Annotated in this window: 18 protein-coding genes and 1 tRNA gene; 7 read left to right on the plus strand and 12 right to left on the minus strand. The window is 65.8% G+C overall.

Translation table 11 applies throughout. From position 1 onward, the window contains the following. Window positions 1-252 precede the first annotated feature (252 nt). Entirely contained in the window at window positions 253-1,887 is a 1,635-nt protein-coding gene (locus tag ADBZ9O_RS08935; protein ID WP_526530361.1) for a fatty acyl-AMP ligase, read from the plus strand. Here ADBZ9O_RS08935 and ADBZ9O_RS08940 read toward each other — a convergent pair. Next, window positions 1,884-2,405 (minus strand): DUF6611 family protein, encoded by a 522-nt coding sequence (locus tag ADBZ9O_RS08940; RefSeq protein ID WP_526530363.1) that lies wholly within the window; start codon window positions 2,403-2,405, stop codon window positions 1,884-1,886. The genes ADBZ9O_RS08935 and ADBZ9O_RS08940 overlap by 4 nt on opposite strands. A gap of 102 nt (window positions 2,406-2,507) precedes the next feature. On the opposite strand from ADBZ9O_RS08940, the gene ADBZ9O_RS08945 reads away from it, so the two are divergent. After that, window positions 2,508-3,548 carry an epoxyqueuosine reductase gene (locus ADBZ9O_RS08945; protein ID WP_526530365.1) on the plus strand — a complete coding sequence of 347 codons (1,041 nt, stop codon included), beginning with the start codon at window positions 2,508-2,510 and terminating at the stop codon, window positions 3,546-3,548. Here the strand turns inward: ADBZ9O_RS08945 and pth are convergent, their stop codons facing one another. From pth to ADBZ9O_RS08985, 8 genes are all read right to left on the minus strand, one after another. Then, window positions 3,549-4,124 (minus strand): aminoacyl-tRNA hydrolase, encoded by a 576-nt coding sequence (pth, locus tag ADBZ9O_RS08950; RefSeq protein ID WP_526530367.1) that lies wholly within the window; start codon window positions 4,122-4,124, stop codon window positions 3,549-3,551. It lies immediately after the preceding gene. A 26-nt stretch (window positions 4,125-4,150) separates the two neighbouring features. After that, window positions 4,151-4,816, minus strand: a complete 666-nt coding sequence (locus tag ADBZ9O_RS08955) for a 50S ribosomal protein L25/general stress protein Ctc (protein WP_526530369.1) — start codon at window positions 4,814-4,816, stop codon at window positions 4,151-4,153. Between the two features lie 168 nt (window positions 4,817-4,984). Then, window positions 4,985-5,866, minus strand: coding sequence for an oxidoreductase (locus ADBZ9O_RS08960; protein WP_526530371.1), 882 nt, complete (start codon window positions 5,864-5,866; stop codon window positions 4,985-4,987). A 99-nt stretch (window positions 5,867-5,965) separates the two neighbouring features. Beyond that, the gene (locus tag ADBZ9O_RS08965) at window positions 5,966-6,634 is read right to left on the minus strand and encodes an LpqN/LpqT family lipoprotein (protein ID WP_526530373.1); all 669 of its coding nucleotides are present in this window, start codon (window positions 6,632-6,634) and stop codon (window positions 5,966-5,968) included. Beyond that, entirely contained in the window at window positions 6,631-6,975 is a 345-nt protein-coding gene (gene arsC / locus ADBZ9O_RS08970) for an arsenate reductase (glutaredoxin) (protein ID WP_526530375.1), read from the minus strand. Before arsC ends, ADBZ9O_RS08965 begins: the two co-directional genes overlap by 4 nt. Then, window positions 6,976-7,956 carry a ribose-phosphate diphosphokinase gene (locus tag ADBZ9O_RS08975; RefSeq protein WP_526530377.1) on the minus strand — a complete coding sequence of 327 codons (981 nt, stop codon included), beginning with the start codon at window positions 7,954-7,956 and terminating at the stop codon, window positions 6,976-6,978. 104 nt (window positions 7,957-8,060) lie between these two features. Beyond that, entirely contained in the window at window positions 8,061-9,518 is a 1,458-nt protein-coding gene (gene glmU, locus ADBZ9O_RS08980) for a bifunctional UDP-N-acetylglucosamine diphosphorylase/glucosamine-1-phosphate N-acetyltransferase GlmU (protein WP_526530379.1), read from the minus strand. A 49-nt stretch (window positions 9,519-9,567) separates the two neighbouring features. Then, window positions 9,568-9,639, minus strand: a tRNA-Gln gene (locus tag ADBZ9O_RS08985). Window positions 9,640-9,725: 86 nt separating this feature from the next. On the opposite strand from ADBZ9O_RS08985, the gene ADBZ9O_RS08990 reads away from it, so the two are divergent. From ADBZ9O_RS08990 to ADBZ9O_RS09000, 3 genes are all read left to right on the plus strand, one after another. Next, window positions 9,726-10,319, plus strand: a complete 594-nt coding sequence (locus ADBZ9O_RS08990) for a TetR/AcrR family transcriptional regulator (RefSeq protein WP_526532989.1) — start codon at window positions 9,726-9,728, stop codon at window positions 10,317-10,319. 135 nt (window positions 10,320-10,454) lie between these two features. Further along, the gene (gene mfd, locus ADBZ9O_RS08995) at window positions 10,455-14,111 is read left to right on the plus strand and encodes a transcription-repair coupling factor (RefSeq protein ID WP_526530381.1); all 3,657 of its coding nucleotides are present in this window, start codon (window positions 10,455-10,457) and stop codon (window positions 14,109-14,111) included. Then, entirely contained in the window at window positions 14,108-15,091 is a 984-nt protein-coding gene (locus ADBZ9O_RS09000) for a nucleoside triphosphate pyrophosphohydrolase (RefSeq protein ID WP_526530383.1), read from the plus strand. The genes mfd and ADBZ9O_RS09000 overlap by 4 nt, the downstream gene beginning before the upstream one ends. Before the next feature lie 95 nt (window positions 15,092-15,186). On the opposite strand, the gene efeB is transcribed toward ADBZ9O_RS09000, so the two are convergent. From efeB to efeU, 3 genes are read right to left on the minus strand one after another with little or no spacing between them, the layout of a single operon-like run. Next, the gene (gene efeB, locus ADBZ9O_RS09005) at window positions 15,187-16,524 is read right to left on the minus strand and encodes an iron uptake transporter deferrochelatase/peroxidase subunit (protein WP_526530385.1); all 1,338 of its coding nucleotides are present in this window, start codon (window positions 16,522-16,524) and stop codon (window positions 15,187-15,189) included. Further along, window positions 16,505-17,665 (minus strand): iron uptake system protein EfeO, encoded by a 1,161-nt coding sequence (efeO, locus tag ADBZ9O_RS09010; RefSeq protein WP_526530387.1) that lies wholly within the window; start codon window positions 17,663-17,665, stop codon window positions 16,505-16,507. The genes efeB and efeO overlap by 20 nt, the downstream gene beginning before the upstream one ends. Beyond that, window positions 17,662-18,588: an iron uptake transporter permease EfeU gene (gene efeU, locus ADBZ9O_RS09015; RefSeq protein WP_526530389.1), complete on the minus strand. Its 927-nt coding sequence runs from the start codon at window positions 18,586-18,588 to the stop codon at window positions 17,662-17,664. Before efeU ends, efeO begins: the two co-directional genes overlap by 4 nt. 189 nt (window positions 18,589-18,777) lie before the next feature. Here efeU and ADBZ9O_RS09020 point away from each other — a divergent pair, with 189 nt between their 5' ends. Both ADBZ9O_RS09020 and eno read left to right on the plus strand, forming a co-directional pair. Next, window positions 18,778-19,509, plus strand: coding sequence for a lytic transglycosylase domain-containing protein (locus ADBZ9O_RS09020; RefSeq protein WP_526530391.1), 732 nt, complete (start codon window positions 18,778-18,780; stop codon window positions 19,507-19,509). A gap of 57 nt (window positions 19,510-19,566) precedes the next feature. Beyond that, window positions 19,567-20,856, plus strand: coding sequence for a phosphopyruvate hydratase (gene eno / locus ADBZ9O_RS09025; RefSeq protein WP_526530393.1), 1,290 nt, complete (start codon window positions 19,567-19,569; stop codon window positions 20,854-20,856). Window positions 20,857-20,866: the final 10 nt, after the last annotated feature.

Here is a 20,866-nt window from a genome sequence, read left to right on the forward strand (position 1 = left end):
TTTAAGATGATCCGCGGTGACGAGTAACGGTAAGTCAATCGACCCAGACTGGGCACCCGCCGGAATCTACGGTGGGGCCGACAGTGTGGCGTCGACGCGTCGCTCACCAGTCCGTCCAAGACGTCCAATCCGAGACCTAACCGCAGCTCAATTGTGTGCGCGCGCCTCCGCGGGTGCGACCACCGCGGGGCGCAGCATGGGTTCTTGGGTGTTGCCAATGTCGTCACCGCTCCGAAAGCCGAGGAGGTCCTCGTGAGCCGATTTACCGACAAGATGTACTACAACGCCAGGAACAGTACGAAGGGCATGGTGACCGGCGAGCCGGCCGAGCCGGTCCGGCACACCTGGGCGCAAGTGCACGAGCGCGCCCGGCGCGTCGCGGGCGGTCTGGCCGCCGCAGGCGTTGGCCCCGGCGACGCTGTCGGTGTTCTCGCGGGTGCCCCCGTGGAGATCGCCCCGACGGCACAGGCGCTGTGGATGCGGGGCGCCAGCCTGACGATGCTGCACCAGCCGACGCCGCGCACCGACCTGGTGATGTGGGCCGAGGACACCATGCACGTCATCGACATGATCGAGGCGAAAGCCGTCGTCATCTCCGACCCGTTCCTGGTGGCCGCGCCGGTCCTGGAGGAGAAGGGCATCAAAGTCCTCGTCATCGAGGACCTGATGGCCGCCGAGCCGATCGACCCGGTGGAAACCGGGGAAGACGATCTCGCTCTGATGCAGCTGACGTCCGGATCCACTGGATCACCCAAAGCGGTCCAGATCACCCACCGCAACATCCATTCCAACGCCGAGGCGATGTTCATCGGTGCGGAGTACGAGGTCGACCGGGATGTCATGGTCAGCTGGCTGCCGTGCTTCCACGATATGGGCATGGTCGGCTTCCTGACCATCCCGATGTACTTCGGGGCGGAGCTGGTCAAGGTCACGCCGATGGACTTCCTGCGCGACACCCTGCTGTGGGCCAAGCTCATCGACAAGTACAAGGGCACGATGACCGCGGCGCCGAACTTCGCCTACGCGCTGTTGGCCAAGCGGTTGCGTCGCCAAGCCAAACCCGGTGATTTCGATCTGTCGACCCTGCGTTTCGCCCTGTCCGGCGCCGAGCCCGTCGAACCCGCCGACGTCGAGGACCTGCTCGACGCGGGCAAGCCGTTCGGCTTGAAATCCTCGGCCATCCTGCCCGCCTACGGCATGGCGGAGACCACGCTGGCCGTGTCGTTCTCCGAGTGCAATGCCGGCCTGGTCGTCGACGAGGTCGATGCGGACCTGCTGGCCGCGCTGCGCCAAGCGGTGCCGTCCTCGAAGGGCAATACCCGCCGCCTGGCCACGCTCGGCCCGCTGCTGACCGACCTCGAGGCCCGCATCGTCGACGAGCACGGCAATGTGATGCCTGCCCGCGGCGTCGGTGTCATCGAGTTACGCGGTGAGTCGCTGACCCCCGGCTACCTGACGATGGGCGGTTTCATCCCGGCCCAGGACGAGCACGGCTGGTATGACACCGGTGATCTGGGCTACCTGACCGAGGCTGGTCACGTCGTGGTGTGTGGCCGCGTCAAGGACGTCATCATCATGGCCGGCCGCAACATCTATCCGACCGATATCGAACGCGCAGCGGGCCGAGTCGAAGGCGTCCGCCCCGGCTGCGCCGTTGCCGTGCGTCTCGATGCCGGGCACTCACGAGAGACGTTCGCCGTCGCCGTGGAATCGAACAACTTCAAGGATCCGGTCGAGGTTCGCCGGATCGAGCACCAGGTCGCGCACGAGGTCGTCGCCGAGGTCGATGTCCGGCCGCGCAACGTCGTCGTGCTCGGGCCCGGCACCATCCCGAAGACACCGTCGGGCAAGCTGCGTCGAGCCAATTCGGTTGCGCTGGTTACCTAGAGTCGGGCGGTTGGCCCGGCAGTGAGTTGCCCGATCTGCTGATATGACTGCCAGCAGATCGCCTCGTGGTCGAGCTCACTGAGCACGCCTTCGTCGCGTCGGGCGTCAGCCGCCAGCAGGGTGGTGGCCAACGCGCGCACCGCCGCCAGTTGGTTGACGGTGTCGTCGTCATACGGCCCTGTCACCGCAATACCGTTCAAACACCGCACCCTGGACCGTGTTTGGGCAGAGAAGGCGAAGGCGACGGCGCCGGAGAGCAACCAGATCGTGGCCGATATCGCCAGCGCCCACCTCGCTGCCATAGCGTGCGTCAGCCACAGCTGCGAAGCCAGAAACAGTAGCGACCCCCACACCGGCCAGGTGCGCCAGGCCCTCAACAGTCGGCGTTCGTCGGACGATATGCCCGGCGGGAACATCACCAGCCGATACCTGGTGATGCCATAGCGGCTGGGATAGATATCGAATGATCCCCAAGTGCGTCCGCTGCCGATCGAGCGGAGCCGTCGCGTGTGCTCCATACCTTCAACATGTACGCCCCTTCGGCCTGTGCGTACATGGCCTCGGCGCTTTCTTTACGCGACTCAGACGGTCCATGCTGAGTATGGTCTACAATACTCAGAATGGACTCCCGGCCGCCTCTGCCGCCCAAGCTCGCCAATCATCCGACGGTGCAGAAGGTGCGTAGTCGAGATGCGACGCCGACGCCGACCGTCATCGACGCCGACTGGCTGCGGGAGATCTGCCTGGCCGCGGGCGCCGACGATGTGGCGTTCGCCAGCGTCGATGATCCGGCGCTTGCCTCTGAGGTTGAGCATGTCAACACCGGCCTGCCCGGCGCCAAGAGTTACATCGCGCTGGTGGTGCGGATGAACCGGGACAACGTGCGCTCGACAGCGCGCAGTGTCGCCAATCAGGAATTTCACCGGACCGGCGAGATCATCAACGAAGCGGCACATCGGATTACCCGGACCTTGCAGGACCTGGGGCATCGCGCGCTGAATCCGTCGGCAACGTTTCCGATGGAGATGGACAACTTCCCGGGCCGGATCTGGGTGGTGGCGCATAAGCCGGTGGCCGTTGCGGCCGGGCTGGGCGTGATGGGCATCCATCGCAATGTCATCCACCCGAAGTTCGGCAACTTCATCCTGCTGGCGACCGTACTGGTGGATGCCGAGATCTCCAGTTACGGTGCACCACTGGACTACTCGCCGTGTCTGGAATGTAAGTTATGTGTCGCCGCCTGCCCCGTCGGCGCCATCGGCAAGGACGGCGACTTCGATTTCGTCGCGTGTTCGGTGCACAACTACCGCGAATTCATGGGCGGGTTCACCGATTGGGCGCAGACGATCGCGGACAGTTCCGATGCGGCCGATTTCCGGTCGCGGGTGACCGATTCGGAGAATGCGTCGATGTGGCAGAGCCTGTCGTTCAAGGCCAACTACAAGGCGGCATACTGCCTGGCGGTCTGCCCGGCCGGTGAGGACGTCATCGAGCCGTACCTCGATGACCGGAAGGGTTTCATGGATCTGGTGCTGAAACCGTTGCAGGAGAAGAAGGAAACGCTCTACGTGTTACCGAACTCCAAGGCCAAGGCATTCGCCGAGAAGCGGTACCCGCACAAACCCGTCAAAGTGGTCGACAGCGGTATCCGGGGGCGGTAATTACCAGGCGTGCACGGTGTTCTGGGCGGGCTCCAGGCCTACCTGCACCAGCAGTTCGGTGGCATCGGCGGCCTGCTCGCAGATCGTCGGTAGCTCGGCGCGCTCGGTGGTATTGAATGCCTCCAGCACGTACGCCGCCGGGTCCTTACGCCCTGGCGGACGTCCGATCCCGATCCGCACCCGTTGAAAATCCTTGGTGCCCAATGCCGATGCCACGGAGCGCAACCCGTTGTGGCCGCCCTCGCCGCCGCCGAGTTTGAGTCGGATGCGGCCGAACTCGATATCGAGCTCGTCGTGCACCACGATCACATCGCCAGGCGTAATCGAGTAGAAGTTCGCCAACGGGCCGACCTGACGCCCGGATTCGTTCATGTAGACCCGCGGTTTGGCCAGCACCACGGACCGGCCGCCGAGGTGGCCGGTAGCCACCTCGGCGCCAGAACGTTTGTGCACCTTGAACTTCGAGCCCATCCGGTCGGCCAGAATATCGGCGACCATGAACCCGACGTTGTGTCGGGTTTTCGCGTAGTTCGGTCCCGGGTTGCCAAGACCGACCACCAGAAGGGGATCGGCCACGTCGGTCGCTTCCCGTCGCCAGCCGATTACTCGGAAGCGGATTCGCCCTCGCCCTCGGCCGCGTCGCCGGAAGCCTCGGCGGCAGGCGCGTCGGTGGCCTCGCCGGCACCCTCGGCCTCAAGGTCATCGGCGGTCGGGGCCGGAATGACGTTGACGACCAGCAGTTCGGGATCCGAGATCAGGGTGACGCCGTCGGGCAGCGGAACCTGCGCAGCGGTGAACTGTGTACCCGCGGGGATGCCCTCGACCGAGAGCGTGAGCTGCTCGGGGATCGACATGGCGTCGGACTCGATCTCGATGGTGTTGGATTCCTGGTTGACCAGGGTGTCGGGGCCGGCATCGCCTTCGACGACGACGTTGACCTCGACAGTGACCTTCTCGCCGCGACGGACGATGATCAGGTCGACGTGGGTGATCGAGCGGCGGATCGGGTGCACCTCGATCGACTTGGGCAGCGCCAGCGCCTCGGTGCCGTCGATGTCGAGCGTCAGAACGGCGTTGGTGCCGAAGTTACGCAGCACGGCGGCGAACTCGCGGGCAGGCAGCTCAAGGTGCTGCGGATCGGTGCCGTGGCCGTAGAGCACGGCGGGAACCTTGCCGTCGCGACGGGCCTGGCGCGAAGCACCCTTGCCGGTCTTGGTCCGCACCGCTGCGGTCAGGTTGTTTTCTGCGTGAGCAGCTGTCTTGGCCATGGTGTTGCTCCTTGTATCTGGCGGTCCGTGTCGTTCGAAACGTTGGTTCGAAACGTGGGTTCGAGGCACAGCCAGAGCAGACAACCGCAGAAGAATGCGGGATCTCCGTCGATAACGGTGGTCGAACCACCCTCGCCGTGACGCTCGGCAAGGCTAACGCATGGAGGCTCAAAAAGGGAAAACGGTGCCCGTGAGCTGCTCGGAGAGCTGCCAGAGCCCTGCCGCCGACGTCGCATTACTGGCCAGCGGGCTGCGCCCGACGCGCCCGGTCGGGCCCCGCATAAGGAACCGCGGGCCGACGAAGCTGTTGCCGGGCAGATCCTCGGCGACGGCGTAGAGCGTGTGACGGGCTCCGTATTCGGCTTCGGAGCCCACCAGGCGGTTGGCAGCCAACCAGACCTTGGTGCCCAACTGGTTACCGGTCTGACCTTGCAGGTTGGTGCTGGAATAGCCCGGATGTGCGGCGTGGGCCTTCAGCGGTGAACCGGCCCGGTCCAGGCGGCGCTGCAATTCGCTGGTGCACAGCAGGTTCGCCAACTTCGACTGGCCATACGCGGGCCAGGCGAAGTACGGCCTGGACTTCCAGTTCAGATCCTTGAGGCTGAGGTAACCGATCAGGTGCATCATCGACGACACCGTCACCACCCGGTCGGTCAGCTTCGGCAGCAGCTGGTTGGTCAGCGCGAAGTGACCGAGGTGATTGGTGCCGATCTGGCTTTCGAAACCGTCCTTGGTCTGCGCGTGCGGCACGGCCATGATGCCCGCGTTGTTGACCAGCACGTCGACCTGCTCAATACCGTCGGCGAACTCCCGCACCGACGCGAGGTCCTGCAGGTCGAGCCTGCGCACCTGCACCCGCCCCGCTGCGAAACCGGCCATCTCGGCGGCTGCGGCGTCGCCCTTGGCGGTATTGCGGACCGCCAAGATGACCGTGGCCCCCACCCTGGCCAGTTCGGTGGCGGTGATTTTGCCCAGGCCGCTGTTGGCGCCGGTGACGATCACCGTGCGGCCGGCGAACGAGGGCAGGTCTGCGGCGGTCCAGTCGCTCATGGCAGCCACCCTAGTTTTTTCCCGCGAGCAGACGCATAGTGCCCTCAACACGCCGAGCCGAAGTACCCCTTTACGTCTGCTCGCGGGAAAAACGATGGGTCAGGGGACGGTGACCTTGAACCCGTCGATGATGGCCTGGATGTCATCGGAGTCGGCGACGGCCTGATCGGCCAGGCTGGTCACCGTCAGCTGAACCAGGTACCGCTCAAACGCGGGTGCCGGCGTCACCGGGATGACGATGCGGTTGTAGCTGTGCAGGCGGTCGCCCTTGGCGTTGTCGTAGCTGCCCTCGATCATCGCCGACGGGAAGCCGCCGAAGTCGGCGAGGGATTCGTTGAGCTTGGTGAATTTCGTCGACATTTCGGCGTCGGCATTGGCGTGTTTGATCGCGTCGGCCACATCGAAATCGCCGTGCACCTTGAACACCACCAGGGTCGCCGTCGGGTAGGTGTTGTTCCTGGCGATGACCTCGGTCCCTGGGGCTGAGCTGGGGTCGGTGTAGCGCTGCCAGCCCTTGGGGTGCGGCATCGTCACGGTGATACCGGTCAGTTTGTCGGTCGCGATCGGCTCGCCGCGCACGCCGTGGCGTTCCAGGTAGTCCGAAAACGGTATCGGCTTTTCAGTGCTGGTCGTCGTGGCCGGCGCCGATGTGGCGCTGGTACTCCAGATCGACTGGTAGTCAGGCGTTTTCGAGCCACACGCAGTCAGGGTGACCAGCGCGACGACAACGGCCACCGCGCTGGCAGCCGCGGAGCGGCCGGCCGTCACAGAATCTCGCGGACCGACTCGATCGGGCGGGCCAGTCGCGTGCCCTTGCCGGTGACGACGAAGGGCCGCTCGATCAGGATGGGGTTGGCGGCCATGGCGTCGAGCAGTTCGTCGTCAGAGGCCTGCGCCAGGTTCAGTTCGCCATAGAGCGTTTCGCGTTTACGCACCGCGGTGCGGACCTCGATACCGGCATCGGCGATCATCGTCGCGAGCTCGGCACGCGACGGCGGTGTTTTGAGATACTGCACGACGGTCGGTTCGATACCGTTGTCGCGCAACAGATCCAGGGTTTTGCGGGATGTCGAGCACCTGGGGTTGTGATAGATAACCGCCTGCGACACTCAGGCCATCCCGTCGAAAAGCCCAGTCACCGAACCATTCTCGAACACCGCGCGGATGGTGCTGGCCAGCAGGGGAGCGATGGACAACACGGTGAGCGTCGGGAACCGCTTCTCTTCCTCGATCGGCAGGGTGTTGGTGACGATCACCTCACGCGCACCGCAGTCGCTGAGGCGCTGTGCGGCGGGCTCCGACAGCACGCCGTGGGTGGCGGCGATGATGACATCCTTGGCGCCGTCTTCGCGCAGCAGCTTCACGGCGCCGGCGATGGTGCCACCGGTGTCGATCATGTCGTCGGTGAGGATGCAGGTCTTACCGCGGACATCGCCGACCACGCGGTTGGATTTGACCTGGTTGGGCACCAGCGGGTCGCGGGTCTTGTGGATGAAGGCCAGCGGGACGCCGCCGAGTGAATCGGCCCATTTCTCTGCCACGCGCACCCGGCCGGAGTCAGGGGAGACCACCACCAGGTCACCGTCGCCGTAGTTATCGGCGATGTAACCGCACAGCAGTGGCTGCGCGCGCATGTGGTCGACGGGGCCGTCGAAGAAACCCTGGATCTGGTCGGTGTGCAGGTCCACCGACACGATGCGGTCGGCGCCCGCGGTCTTGAGCAGGTCGGCGACCAGTCGCGCCGAGATGGGCTCGCGGCCGCGATGCTTCTTGTCCTGGCGGGCATACGGATAGAACGGCAGGATCGCGGTGATGCGCTTGGCGCTACCGCGCTTGAGGGCATCGATCATCAGCAGCTGTTCCATCAGCCAGTGATTCAGTGGCGCTGGGTTGCTCTGCAGGACGAACGCGTCGCTGCCGCGTACCGACTCGTCGAACCGGACGAAGATCTCGCCGTTGGCGAAATCGCGGGCGGTCTGTGCGGTGACGTGTACGTCGAGTTCTTTGGCCACCTGTTCGGCCAGCTCAGGGTGCGCGCGACCCGAGAAGAGCATCAGGTTCTTGCGGTTGTCGGTCCAGTCGTGGCTCACGGGAATGCCGCCCTCGCAGGTGGGGGATCGATACGGGCCAATGGTACGGAGCGTTTCGGCGTGTCCGTCCGCGGGTTACCAGAATGCCAACTCCTGGCGTCTTTTCAGTCGGTCGGATCCTCGGCTTCAGTAGCCTTGCGCGCCGCGTCGGCAGCGGCACTGCCGGGCCGTTTACGCGCCACCCAACCCTCGATATTGCGTTGCGGACCTGCCGAGACAGCGAGCGCGCCGGGCGGCACATCTTCCCGCAGCACGGTGCCCGCGCCGGTGTACGCGCCGTCGCCGACGGTGACCGGCGCGATGAACATCGTGTCGGATCCGGTCCGGACATGGGAGCCGACGGTGGTGCGGTTCTTGGTCTCGCCGTCGTAGTTGACGAACACGCTCGAGGCGCCGATATTGCTGTGCTCGCCGATATCGGCGTCGCCGACATAGGTCAGGTGCGGCACTTTGGTACCGGTGCCGATGGTCGCGTTCTTGGTTTCGACGAACGCACCCAGTTTTCCGTCGGGTCCCAACGAGGTCCCCGGCCGCAGATAGGTGAACGGGCCCACGGTGGCACCGTCGCCGATCGTCGAGGACGTGCCGTGCGTGCGGATGACCGATGCGCGGTCCCCGACGACGACGTCGTCCAGGGTGGTGTCGGGCCCGACGGTGCAGCGCGCGCCGACGCGGGTGGCCCCCAATAACTGGGTGCCGGGATGGATGACGGTGTCCTGGCCGATGGTGACGTCGATGTCGATCCACGTCGATGCGGGGTCGATGACGGTGACGCCGCTGCGCTGATGGCTCGCGACGATGCGGCGGTTGAGTTCGGCACCGAGTTCGGACAGTTGGACGCGATCGTTGACCCCGGCCACCAACGCGTGATCATCGACATGTTTGGCGTGCACGATCTGGCCGTCCTGGCGCACGATCGAGATCACATCGGTCAGGTACAGCTCCTGCTGGGCGTTATCGGAGCGCAGCCGGTTCAGCGCCGAACGCAGCGCGGCGATATCAAAGGCGTAGACGCCGGCGTTGACCTCACGGATCGCCCGCTGGGACGTGGTGGCGTCGGCCTGCTCGACGATCGAGATGACCTCGCCGTCCTGGGTCCGCAGGATCCGGCCGTACCCGGTCGGGTCGGGCAGTGTGGTGGTCAGGACGGTGACGGCGGCGGGTTCGGAGCTGTGGGTGGAGATCAGCTCGGCCAGCGTCTCGGTATCGAGCATTGGGACGTCACCCGAGGCGACGACCACGACGCCGCCGAAGTCCGCAGGCAGCGCGGTCAGCCCGCACAGCACAGCGTGGCCGGTGCCCAGCTGTTGATCCTGGACCGCGATATCGATGGTGCGGCCGAGTTTGTCGGCCAGCTCGGTCACTGCGGGAGCGATCAGGTCGCGGTTCTTTCCGACCACCACGACCAGATGCTGGGGCGCCACCTTCACCACGGCGGTCAGCGAATGTGCCAGCATGCTGCGCCCCGCCAGCGGATGCAGGATCTTCGGAATATCCGATCTCATGCGGGTGCCTGCACCTGCGGCCAGCACCAGGACGGCGGATTCACCTTGTGTTGTCATGTCGCTCCGTGCCTCAAGTCGCAAGGCTCGCTCGTCCCTCGCTTGCTTGCTCCGTCGCCAGGACTCGAACCTGAACTATCTGAACCAAAATCAGAAGTGCTGCCGATTACACCACGACGGACTATCGCGGCACGGAGTCTAGTGCACCCGGATAGGGTTGCCCCCGTGGCAGCTCCCGAAAAAGAGGTGCGTGCGCCCAGAGCCAGGATGACTGGCAGCGAGCGCAGGCACCAACTCATCGACATCGCACGCGCGTTGTTCGCCGAACGAGGCTATGACGCGACGTCGATCGAGGAGATAGCGCAGCGGGCCAATGTCTCCAAGCCGGTGGTCTACGAGCATTTCGGCGGTAAGGAAGGCCTGTACGCCGTGGTCGTCGACCGTGAGATGTCGGCCCTGCTCGACGGGATCACGTCTTCGTTGACGATGAACCGCTCGATCGTCCGCGTCGAGCGGGTGGCGCTGGCGCTGCTGACCTATGTCGAGGAGCGCACCGACGGTTTCCGGATCATGATCAGGGACTCGCCCGCATCGATCAGCTCGGGGACTTATTCGAGCCTGCTCAACGACGCCGTCAGCCAGGTCGCCTCGATCCTGGCCGGTGATTTTGCCCGCCGCGGGCTCGACCCGGATCTGGCGCCGCTGTATGCCCAGGCGCTGGTCGGCTCGGTATCGATGACGGCGCAGTGGTGGCTCGACACCCGGGAACCCAAGAAGGAAGTCGTGGCCGCGCACCTGGTCAACCTGATGTGGAACGGTCTGACCCATCTGGAGGCGGACCCGCACCTGCAGGACGAATAGGTCTTTTTGCATCGAGTCAGAACTCAGCGCGAGAATTCGGCGAGAATTTCACGCTGAGTTCTGACTCGGCAGCGCAGCCACCAGATTTCGACCCGATTCGTGGCGTCGCGGTCTCGCATTAGACTGGGACGCATCATGACCGCACCGGGGCAGACCCATGTCCAGACCCCGATCGCGGGGCTCGTCGAGTTGGCGCTCACCGCTCCGACCTTTACCGATCTGATCGAACGCGCCGCGGAAGCGCCCGCCGAAATGGCGTTGGTCGGACCGCCGAGTGCCAAGGTGTTCGTCGCCGCCGCGCTCGCCCAGCAGGGCCCGCTGCTGGTGGTCACGGCCACCGGCCGCGAGGCCGACGACCTCACCGCCGAGCTGCGCGGTGTGTTCGGTGACGCGGTCGCGATGTTCCCGTCGTGGGAGACGCTGCCCCATGAGCGGCTGTCGCCGGGGGTGGACACCGTCGGCGCCCGGTTGATGCTGCTGCGCAGGCTCTCCCACCCCGACGACGAGCGCCTGGGCCCGCCACTGCGGGTGGTGGTCACCACGGCGCGGTCGTTGCTGCAGCCGATGACGCCCGATGTGGCCAAGGTCGAGCCGGTGACGTTTCGCCTCGGCGCTGAGATGGGTTTCGACGAGACCATCGAGCGCCTGGTCGAGCTGGCCTATACCCGGGTGGACATGGTCGGCAAGCGCGGCGAGTTCGCGGTGCGCGGCGGCATCCTCGATATCTTCGCGCCGACCGCCGAGCATCCGGTCCGGATCGAGTTCTGGGGCGACGAGGTCAGCGAGATGCGGATGTTCTCCGTCGCCGATCAGCGCTCGATCCCCGAGATCCCCGTCGACACCGTGATCGCGGTGGCCTGCCGCGAGCTGCTGCTGACCCCAGAGGTGCGGGCCAGGGCAGCGGCGCTGTTGACCGATCATCCGGTCGCCGAACATCACGTCACCGGCACGGTGGGGGAGATGCTGGCCAAACTCGCCGAGGGCATTCCCGTCGACGGGATGGAAGCGCTGCTGCCGGTGCTGCGGCCCGACGATCTGGCACTGCTGACCGATCAGCTGGCGCCGGGCACCCCGGTGTTGGTGTGCGATCCCGAGAAGGTGCGCACCCGCGGTGCCGATCTGATCAAGACCGGCCGGGAGTTCCTCGAGGCGTCGTGGTCGGTGGCGGCGGTCGGCGGCGACGCACCCATCGACGTCGAACAGCTCGGCGGTTCCGGATTCCGCGAACTGGGCGAGGTGCGCGCCGGTGCTAGGGCCGGTGGTCACCCGTGGTGGACGCTGAGCCCGTTGGCCGACGGATCCGCCGTGGAGCTCGACATCCAGGCCGCGCCGTCGGTTCGGGGCCCCAAGGGGGTCGACGGGATCGAGACCCTCTTCGCGATGCTGCGCGCGCACGTCGCGACCGGTGGCTACGCCGCGGTCGTCGCCCCCGGCACCGGCACCGCGCACCGGGTCGTCGAGCAGCTGGGCGAAGCTGACACGCCCGCAACATGTTTGGAGCCCGGCGACCCGCTCAAACCGGGAGTCGTCGGCGTGCTGAAGGGCCCGCTGCACGACGGGGTGGTGCTACCCGGCGCGAACCTGGTGGTGATCACCGAGACCGATATCACCGGTAACCGGGTGGCTGCCACCGAAGGAAAGCGGCTGGCCGCCAAACGCCGCAACACCGTCGACCCTCTGGCCCTGGCCGCGGGCGACCTGGTGGTGCACGACCAGCACGGTATCGGCAAGTTCGTCGAGATGACGGAGCGCACCGTCGGCGGCGCCCGCCGGGAATACCTGGTGCTGGAGTACGCATCGTCCAAGCGGGGCGGTGGGTCCGACAAGCTGTTCGTGCCGATGGACTCCCTGGACCAGCTGTCGCGCTATGTCGGCGGACAGGCACCCGGTCTGAGCAAGCTCGGCGGCAGCGACTGGACGAATACAAAGACCAAGGCGCGCAAGGCTGTTCGCGAGATCGCCGGAGAACTGGTCGCGCTGTACGCCAAGCGCCAGGCCGCACCCGGCTACGCCTTCGGGCCGGATACCCCGTGGCAGGCCGAGATGGAAGACGCGTTCGGTTTCACCGAGACCATCGACCAGCTCACGGCCATCACCGAGGTCAAATCCGATATGCAGAAACCGGTTCCGATGGACCGGGTGATCTGTGGTGACGTCGGCTACGGCAAGACCGAGATCGCGGTGCGGGCAGCGTTCAAGGCGGTGCAGGATGGCAAGCAGGTCGCGGTGCTGGTGCCGACCACCCTGCTGGCCGACCAGCACCTGCAGACGTTCTCCGCCCGCATGACCGGCTTCCCGGTGACGGTAAAGGGGTTGTCCCGCTTCACCGATCCTGCCGAATCCCGCAAGGCTCTCGAGGGCATGGCCGACGGGTCGGTCGACATCGTGATCGGCACCCACCGGCTGCTGCAGACCAGCGCGCGGTGGAAGGACCTCGGCCTGGTGATCGTCGACGAGGAACAGCGGTTCGGCGTCGAGCACAAGGAACACATCAAAAGCCTGCGCACCCACGTCGACGTGTTGACGATGAGCGCCACCCCGATCCCGCGCACCCTGGAGATGAGCCTGGCCGGCATCCGGGAGATGTCGACGATCCTGACCCCGCCCGAGGAGCGTTACCCGGTACTGACCTATGTCGGCCCGCACGACAACAAGCAGGTCGCGGCCGCGCTGCGCCGCGAGCTGCTGCGCGACGGCCAGGCGTTCTACATCCACAACCGGGTCAGTTCCATCGATAACGCCGCCGCGCGGGTGCGGGATATGGTGCCCGAAGCCCGTGTGGTCGTCGCCCACGGGCAGATGCCCGAGGAGCGGTTGGAGCGCACCGTCGAAGGGTTCTGGAACCGCGAATACGACATCCTGGTCTGCACCACGATCGTCGAGACCGGCCTGGACATCTCCAATGCCAACACGCTGATCGTGGAACGCGCCGATACGTTCGGGCTGTCGCAGCTGCACCAGCTGCGGGGCCGGGTCGGTCGAAGTCGGGAACGCGGGTACGCGTATTTCCTTTACCCGCCTGACGTTCCGCTGACCGAGACGGCCTATGACCGGCTGTCCACCATCGCCCAGAACAACGAACTGGGCGCCGGGATGGCCGTGGCGATGAAGGATCTGGAGATCCGTGGCGCGGGCAACGTGCTGGGTGTCGAGCAGTCCGGTCACGTCGCCGGGGTGGGTTTCGACCTGTATGTGCGGCTGGTCGGTGAGGCCGTCGAGGCATACCGCGCGGCCGCCGACGGCGAAACCGTCACCAGCGCAGAAGAACCCAAGGACGTCAGGATCGATCTGCCGATCGATGCCCACCTGCCGCCGGAATACATCGCCAGCGACCGGCTGCGTTTGGAGGGTTACCGCCGCCTGGCCGCCGCTGATGATGTGGACGCGATCACCGCCGTCATCGAGGAGCTGATCGACCGGTACGGGCCGCTGCCCGAGCCGGCTTTGCGGCTGCTCGCCGTGGCCCGGTTGCGACTGCTGTGCCGCAGTTATGGGGTGACCGAGGTATCGGCGACCGGCGCCGCCGGCCAGCCGTCGACATTGCGGTTGTCGCCACTGACGCTGCAGGACTCCGGGCAGCTGCGCCTGAACCGGATGTTCCCCGGCGCGCAGTACCGGGCCACCACCTCCACCATTCAGGTGCCGATCCCGCGGGAAGGCAAGGCGATCGGGTCCCCACGCATCCGCGACCTCGAGCTGGCGCAGTGGGTGGCCGACCTGCTCATCGCGTTGGACGGGAAACCACAAGGCGCCGTTGACATCGCCGGCCGCAGTACCGGGCAGGACACGTGACCGTCATCCTGGTCGACCCGCGTCGTCCCACCCTGGTTCCCGTCGAGGCGATCGAACTGCTCAACGGCGAGGTGCAGTACACCGAGGAGTTGCCGGTAAAGGTGCCGTGGTCGTTGCCGTCGGCACGACCGGTGTTATCCGGGGCCACAGCGGATCTGGCGCCGGTGTTGTTGTCGTCAGATCCCGGTCATCCCGCTGTGGTGGCTCGAGTGGCCGCTGGCGAGCGAGTGATCGCAGTGCCCGCACCGCAACCCGGTGAGCGGCTGGTCGATGCCGTGGCGATCATGGACACGCTGCGCTCCACGGGCCCGTGGGAAAGCGAGCAGACCCATGATTCGTTGCGGCGCTACCTGCTTGAGGAAACCTACGAATTGTTCGACGCCGTTCGCAGCGGCGACGCCGATGAGCTGCGCGACGAGCTCGGCGACGTGCTGCTGCAGGTGCTGTTCCACGCCCGCATCGCCGAAGACGCCCCCGCCAACGCGTTCAGTATCGACGATGTCGCCGACGCACTGGTGCGTAAACTGGCCAACCGCGCCCCTGCGGTCCTCGGCGGCGAGACAGTTTCGCTGGACGAACAACTTGCGCAATGGGAGGAGCGCAAAGCCCTTGAGACGACGCGTGATTCGGCGATGGACAACGTGCCGACCGGACAGCCCGCCCTCGCGCTCGCCCAGAAGGTGATTGCGCGTGCGCAGCAGGCCGGGTTACCGGCGGAGTTGATTCCCTCCAGCATGCTCACGGTCAGCGTCGGGGCCGATATCGATGCCGAAAATACTCTGCGCTCAGAGGTTTTGGCGTTCATGGATGATGTGCGGGCCGCGGAGAAGACCGTGGCCGGGCAGCGGCGAGCCGAGATCGACGGGGCGTCGGCCGCCGCGATCAGCGCCGACGAATGGCGGGCCGCCTGGCCCACCGAAGTCGCCGACGATATCGACATCGGTGAGCTCAAAGCCGTAGAGCCCGATCTGGACAGCTAGTCGCGCAAAAGCTGGCGCGACGAGTGTCGTCCTAGCCTAACGCTCGTCCACGAACGTCGGTCCAGCCTAACGTTCGGCCTGTAGAGCCCGACAGCTCAGCCCAATAGGGTAGAACCCCAGTAGGCCGACGTATCACCCTCGCGGATACCCGGCGGGATGGCGAAAAGTGCTGTGCCCGTATGAGTGATGTACTCGTTGAGCGCGTCGCGGCGGGAGAGTTCGAGCTGCATCGGGATGAACGAGGTATCCGGATTACGCACGAAGGCGATGAAGAACAATCCGGCGTCGAGGTGGCCGAAGCCGTCCGACCCGTCGGTGAAGTTGTAACCGCGGCGCAGGATTTCAATACCGCCGAGGTGCTGCGGTGAGGCCAATCGGACGTGCGCATCCTTATCGATCAGCGGGGTCTTCTTATCGTCGGTCAGGTCGAAGTTGAGTTCCTGGAACTCCTGGGTCAGACCGTTGGGCGCGCCGCTGCCCTTCTGCCGCCCGATCACCCGCTCCTGTTCGAGCAAGGTGGTGCGGTCCCAATTCTCGATCCGCATCCGGATGCGCCGGGTCACCAGGTAGGAGCCGCCGGTCAGCCAGTTCGGCCCGTCCCCGTCGGCCACCCAGACATGCTGATTGAGCATGTCGGTTTGGTCGGCCTTGAGATTATTGGTGCCGTCCTTGAACCCGAACAGGTTTCGCGGTGTGCTCTGATCCTTGGTGGTCGACGAGGTGCGGCCGAAACCGAGCTGCGAGTACCGCACCGATGCGGTGCCGAACGCCACCCGCGCCAGGTTGCGGATGGCGTGCACCGCGACCTGCGGATCGTTGGCGCAGGCCTGAATGCAGATATCGCCGCCGCTGCGCGCCGGGTCCATCGTCTCGTTGGGGAACTTCGGCAGCGGTTTGAGCGGTTCGGGTCGCTGACCGGCAATGCCGAAGCGATCCTTACCGTCCTTGAGGAAGAAGTCGGGACCGAAACCGATGGTCAGGGTCAGCTGCGAGGCCGGAAGACCAAGGGCCTCACCGGTATCCAATGGCGGTGCATATGGATTGCGGCCGACCGCGCCCTTTTCGAAGGCTTCTTCACCGGCGGTCATCCGCTCGGCCATATTGGTCCACTGCTGCAGCATCTCGACCAACTCCGCTTTGGAGTCGGTGGTGACATCGAAGGTCGCGAACTGCATGCGGTCCTGCGCCTCGGTGATGATGCCGGCTTGGCGCTCGCCGCGGAACGGCACCGGGCCCTGCAACAGCTGCCCGTGGGTGTTGTCGGCTGCGGTGGCCCGGCCGGCGCTGAACGCAGCCCCGGCGGTACCAGCGATAGCCGCACCCACCCCGGCCGCACCGATCAGCGTGCGTCGTGAAAAGCCTCGCGACGAGCTGACCGGTTCGGCGGGGGTGGACGCTACCGAGCCTTCTGGATTACTGAGGTGCGATGACACCCTGGACCTGGCTTACTTCCTTGGACAGTGCGTCGATGACGTCGGACAGACCCTTGCGCTGCGGCTCGGTGACCTTGTCGTAGAGCACGAAGCCGTCGCCCTCGCGGAACTTGGCCAGCGCGGCCTCGACATCGGCGAAGCGCTGATCGACACGCTTGCCCAGATCGGGGTTGCGCTCGTCGAGGATCGGCCGCACCGAGGCGACCGCGGTCTGCGAACCGTCGACGTTGGCCTGGAAATCCCACAGATCGGTGTGGCTGAAGATGTCCTCTTCGCCGCTGATCTTGCTGGACGCGATCTCGTCGAGCAGGCCTTGGGCGCCGCCGGCGATCTGCGTGGAGTCGACGCTGAAGTCTGGTTTCTTGACGCCGTCGTTCAGTTCTTTGACATCGGCAACCAGCTGGTCGGCGATCGCGTTGGTATCGGGCTGCAGGCCGCTGACCCACAGATCCTTTTCCAGACGGTGGAAGCCGGTCCATTTCTGGCCGGGCTCCAGGTCGGCTTCGCGGAGGTCGATGCGGGGATCGAGGTCATCGGGGAACGACTCCGCCACCGGCTCGATGCGCTCGTAGTAGGTGCGGGCGATCGGGAACTGGGCCTTGGCCGCGGCGATATCACCGGATTTGACCGCTGCGGTGAATGCCTCGGTGGCCGTGACCAGTGCCTCGGTCTGGCTGTTCACGTAGCGCTTGTAGCTGTCGGAGGCTTCCTTGAACTTGCCTTCGGTGTCGATCTGCACGGCATCGCCGGTGACCTTGTACTCGCCGCGCAGACCGTCGCCGATCATGCCGGGCTTGCAGGCGGTGGTGTAGGTGCCTGGCTCGGTGAGCTGGACGATCAGCTTGCGCGACAGTCCGGGGGAGATGTTCTCGACCTCACCCATCACCCGGTCGCCCTCGTCGTAGACGTAGAACTCGGTGACCTTGTTGCCGTTGTTGGTGATGGTGAACGTGTTCGCGCCAGTGGCCCCTTCGGTACCGGACAGCGTGCATTCGGTGTCGGTCGCGGCGACGGTGACCTCGGCGGGAGCCGCCTTGCCGTCAGTCGCGGGCGTCGCGGACTCCTTGGCGGTACAGCTGGTCAGGGCGACGCCTGCCAGCAGTGCCGCGGAGGCGGCCAGGACGGGGGTGGTGCGGTTCACGTGGTTGACCTTTCATTGTGTGAGGTATCGGAGGGTGCGACGGTGGGCGCGGGGGCCTTTGTCGCCGGGGCGCCGGATGGGCGCAGGAACAGCGCGAGCACGACGACGAGATAGGCCAGCCAGCAGATCAGCTGCAGCACCGTCGGAGTGGGCGTGACGTTGAAGACGCCCTGGATGATTTCGCCGTACCAGGACGACCAGTTGAACCACGTGCTGATATCGAACGCGCGGTTGGACAATCCGGGCAGCCAGTCGACCGTCTGCAGGGCACCGATGCCGTAGGAGAGGATGCCGGCAGCCACCACGATCAGGAATGCACCGGTGTATTTGAAGAATTTGGCCAGGTCGATCCGTACCGCGCCGGCGTACATTCCGTAGGCCAGCACCACCGCGATCAGCACCCCGACGATGAGACCGATCAGGGGCCAGGCGGTTTGAGCTTCGGCATAGCCGACCATGAACAGTGCGGTCTCGACACCTTCGCGCCCGACCGCCAGAAAGGCCAGCGCCGCCACGGCCCAGCCGCCGGTTTCCAGAGCGCGCGCCATATCGCCGCGCAGTTCGCCGGACAGCCCGGCCGCCGCCTTTTTCATCCAGAGCACCATCGAGGTGACGATCGCGACGGCCACCACTGATGCGATACCGGCGATGGCTTCCGCGGCGAGGCCGGAGATGGTGTTCTCCCCGTACTGGATGACAAGGAACACCGCGATGGTCATGGCAACCGCTGCGGCAACACCGGACCACACCCATTTGAGGGCGTCCCGACGGTCGGATTTGACCAGGAATGCCACGAGAATCGTGACGACGATCCCGGCCTCCAGACCCTCGCGCACACCGATCAACGCGCTGCCGAACAGCTGCGATGAAACGCTTGGACCGGCGGCCAGGAGAGTGACCGGAAGGTCCCCGACGGCAGTCATTGTGTTGTCCTTGCTACGAAATGTGCCTACCTAGTATTGGCTAGCCATAGGTAGGTGTGGCTCACCTTAGCAGCGGGTCCGCACGCACGGTACAGGTTCATCTCGCGGGGTGTCCTGGCTCGCCTGACCGGGCCTGATCCGAACCCGTGGGACGATGGTCTTCGACCAAAGAGGGTTGTAGGGAGTCCTGTGTTGCCGATGCGATGGCTCAGGGCCGTCGCGGTGGTGGGGGCGACGGTCCTGCTCATGGCCTCAAGTTGCTCGTGGCAGCTCGGCATCCCCATTCCCGAAGGTGTGCCACCCCCGGCGGGTGATCCGGTGCCCGCTGTCGATACCTACGCCAAGGGTCGCCCCGCCGATCAGCTGCACGATTGGGCCGCACAGCGGGCGCCTGCGCTCGGCATCCCGGTGACTGCACTCGAGGCCTACGCCTATGCAGCGCGAGTGGCCGAGGTGGAGAACCCGAACTGTCATATCGCCTGGACGACGCTGGCGGGCATCGGAATGGTCGAGAGCCACCACGGCACGTACCGGGGTGCGACCATTGCGCCGAACGGCGACGTGACACCGCCTATCCGTGGTGTCCGCCTCGACGGCACCGCGGGCAACCTGCTGATCCCCGATACCGATGGCGGCGCGATGGACGGCGACAGCCATATGGATCGCGCGATGGGGCCCATGCAGTTCATCCCCGAAACGTGGAAGCTCTACGGCGTCGACGCCAACAACGACGGTGTCATCAGCCCCGACAACATCGACGATGCCGCACTGTCGGCCGCCGGCTACCTGTGTTGGCGGGGTAAGGATCTGGCGACGCCGCGCGGCTGGATGAATGCGCTGCGGGCGTACAACCATTCAGACCAGTACGCGCGCACGGTGCGGGATCTGGCCACCGCGTATGCGGCCGGGCACCCCCTGTAGTTCCCGTCTAGGCTGATGGCTGTTCCAGCCCCACGCCAAAACTGCAAGGAGACGCCAGTGCCCATCATCGAACAGGTAGGCGCACGCGAGATCCTCGATTCCCGCGGCAACCCGACCGTCGAGGTCGAGGTCGCGCTGATCGACGGAACGTTCGCGCGGGCGGCGGTCCCTTCCGGCGCGTCCACGGGCGAGCATGAGGCTGTCGAGCTCCGCGACGGCGCGGCTCGCTACGGCGGCAAGGGTGTGGAGAAGGCCGTGGAGGCGGTTCTCGATGAGATCGCGCCTGCGGTGATCGGGCTCAACGCCGATGACCAGCGCCTCGTCGATCAGGCGCTGCTGGATCTCGATGGCACCCCGGACAAGTCCCGGCTCGGCGCGAACTCGATCCTCGGGGTGTCGCTGGCTGTTGCGAAGGCCGCCGCGGATTCGGCGGGACTGCCGCTGTTCCGCTACATCGGTGGCCCGAACGCCCACATCCTGCCGGTGCCGATGATGAACATCGTCAACGGCGGCGCCCACGCCGATACCGGCGTCGACGTCCAGGAGTTCATGGTCGCACCCATCGGTGCGCCCTCCTTCAAGGAAGCGCTGCGCTGGGGTGCCGAGGTGTACCACTCGCTCAAATCCGTGTTGAAGAAGCAGGGTCTGTCCACCGGCCTCGGCGACGAGGGTGGCTTCGCGCCCGATATCGCCGGCACCAAGGCTGCGCTGGATCTGATCCTGTCGGCCATCGAGCAGGCCGGTTTCAAACCCGGCGCTGACGTGGCGCTGGCACTTGATGTGGCGGCCACCGAGTTCTACACCGAGGGAACGGGTTACGCCTTCGAGAAGCAGACCCGGACCGCCGAGCAGATGACCGCGTTCTATGCCGAACTGCTCGACACCTACCCGCTGGTGTCCATCGAGGATCCGCTGTCCGAAGACGACTGGGACGGCTGGGTCTCGCTGACCACCGCTATCGGTGACCGGATCCAGATTGTCGGCGACGACCTGTTCGTCACCAACCCCGAACGCCTCGAGGACGGTATCGAGAAGGGCGCCGCCAACGCCCTGCTGGTGAAGGTGAACCAGATCGGCACGCTGACCGAAACCCTCGACGCGGTCGCGCTGGCCCATAACAGCGGCTACCGCACCATGATGAGTCACCGCTCCGGCGAGACCGAGGACACCACCATCGCCGATCTCGCGGTGGCGGTGGGCAGCGGCCAGATCAAGACCGGTGCCCCGGCCCGCAGCGAACGCGTCGCGAAGTACAACCAGCTGCTGCGGATCGAAGAGGCGCTCGGCGACGCCGCGCGCTACGCAGGTGACCTCGCCTTCCCGCGCTTCGCAGTCGAGGGAAAGTAACCTCATCCGT

The sequence above is a fragment of the Mycobacterium sp. genome (assembly GCF_965229105.1).
Classification (GTDB): Bacteria; Actinomycetota; Actinomycetes; order Mycobacteriales; family Mycobacteriaceae; genus Mycobacterium.

What these genes read in the sequence shown, in the direction of transcription:
- ADBZ9O_RS08940 (WP_526530363.1), bottom strand. Translation starts at nt 2,405, where the DNA reads ATGGAGCACACGCGACGGCTCCGCTCGATCGGCAGCGGACGCACTTGG.
- ADBZ9O_RS08945 (WP_526530365.1), top strand. Translation starts at nt 2,508, where the DNA reads ATGGACTCCCGGCCGCCTCTGCCGCCCAAGCTCGCCAATCATCCGACG.
- ADBZ9O_RS08955 (WP_526530369.1), bottom strand. Translation starts at nt 4,816, where the DNA reads ATGGCCAAGACAGCTGCTCACGCAGAAAACAACCTGACCGCAGCGGTG.
- ADBZ9O_RS08960 (WP_526530371.1), bottom strand. Translation starts at nt 5,866, where the DNA reads ATGAGCGACTGGACCGCCGCAGACCTGCCCTCGTTCGCCGGCCGCACG.
- glmU (WP_526530379.1), bottom strand. Translation starts at nt 9,518, where the DNA reads ATGACAACACAAGGTGAATCCGCCGTCCTGGTGCTGGCCGCAGGTGCA.
- ADBZ9O_RS08990 (WP_526532989.1), top strand. Translation starts at nt 9,726, where the DNA reads ATGACTGGCAGCGAGCGCAGGCACCAACTCATCGACATCGCACGCGCG.
- mfd (WP_526530381.1), top strand. Translation starts at nt 10,455, where the DNA reads ATGACCGCACCGGGGCAGACCCATGTCCAGACCCCGATCGCGGGGCTC.
- efeU (WP_526530389.1), bottom strand. Translation starts at nt 18,588, where the DNA reads ATGACTGCCGTCGGGGACCTTCCGGTCACTCTCCTGGCCGCCGGTCCA.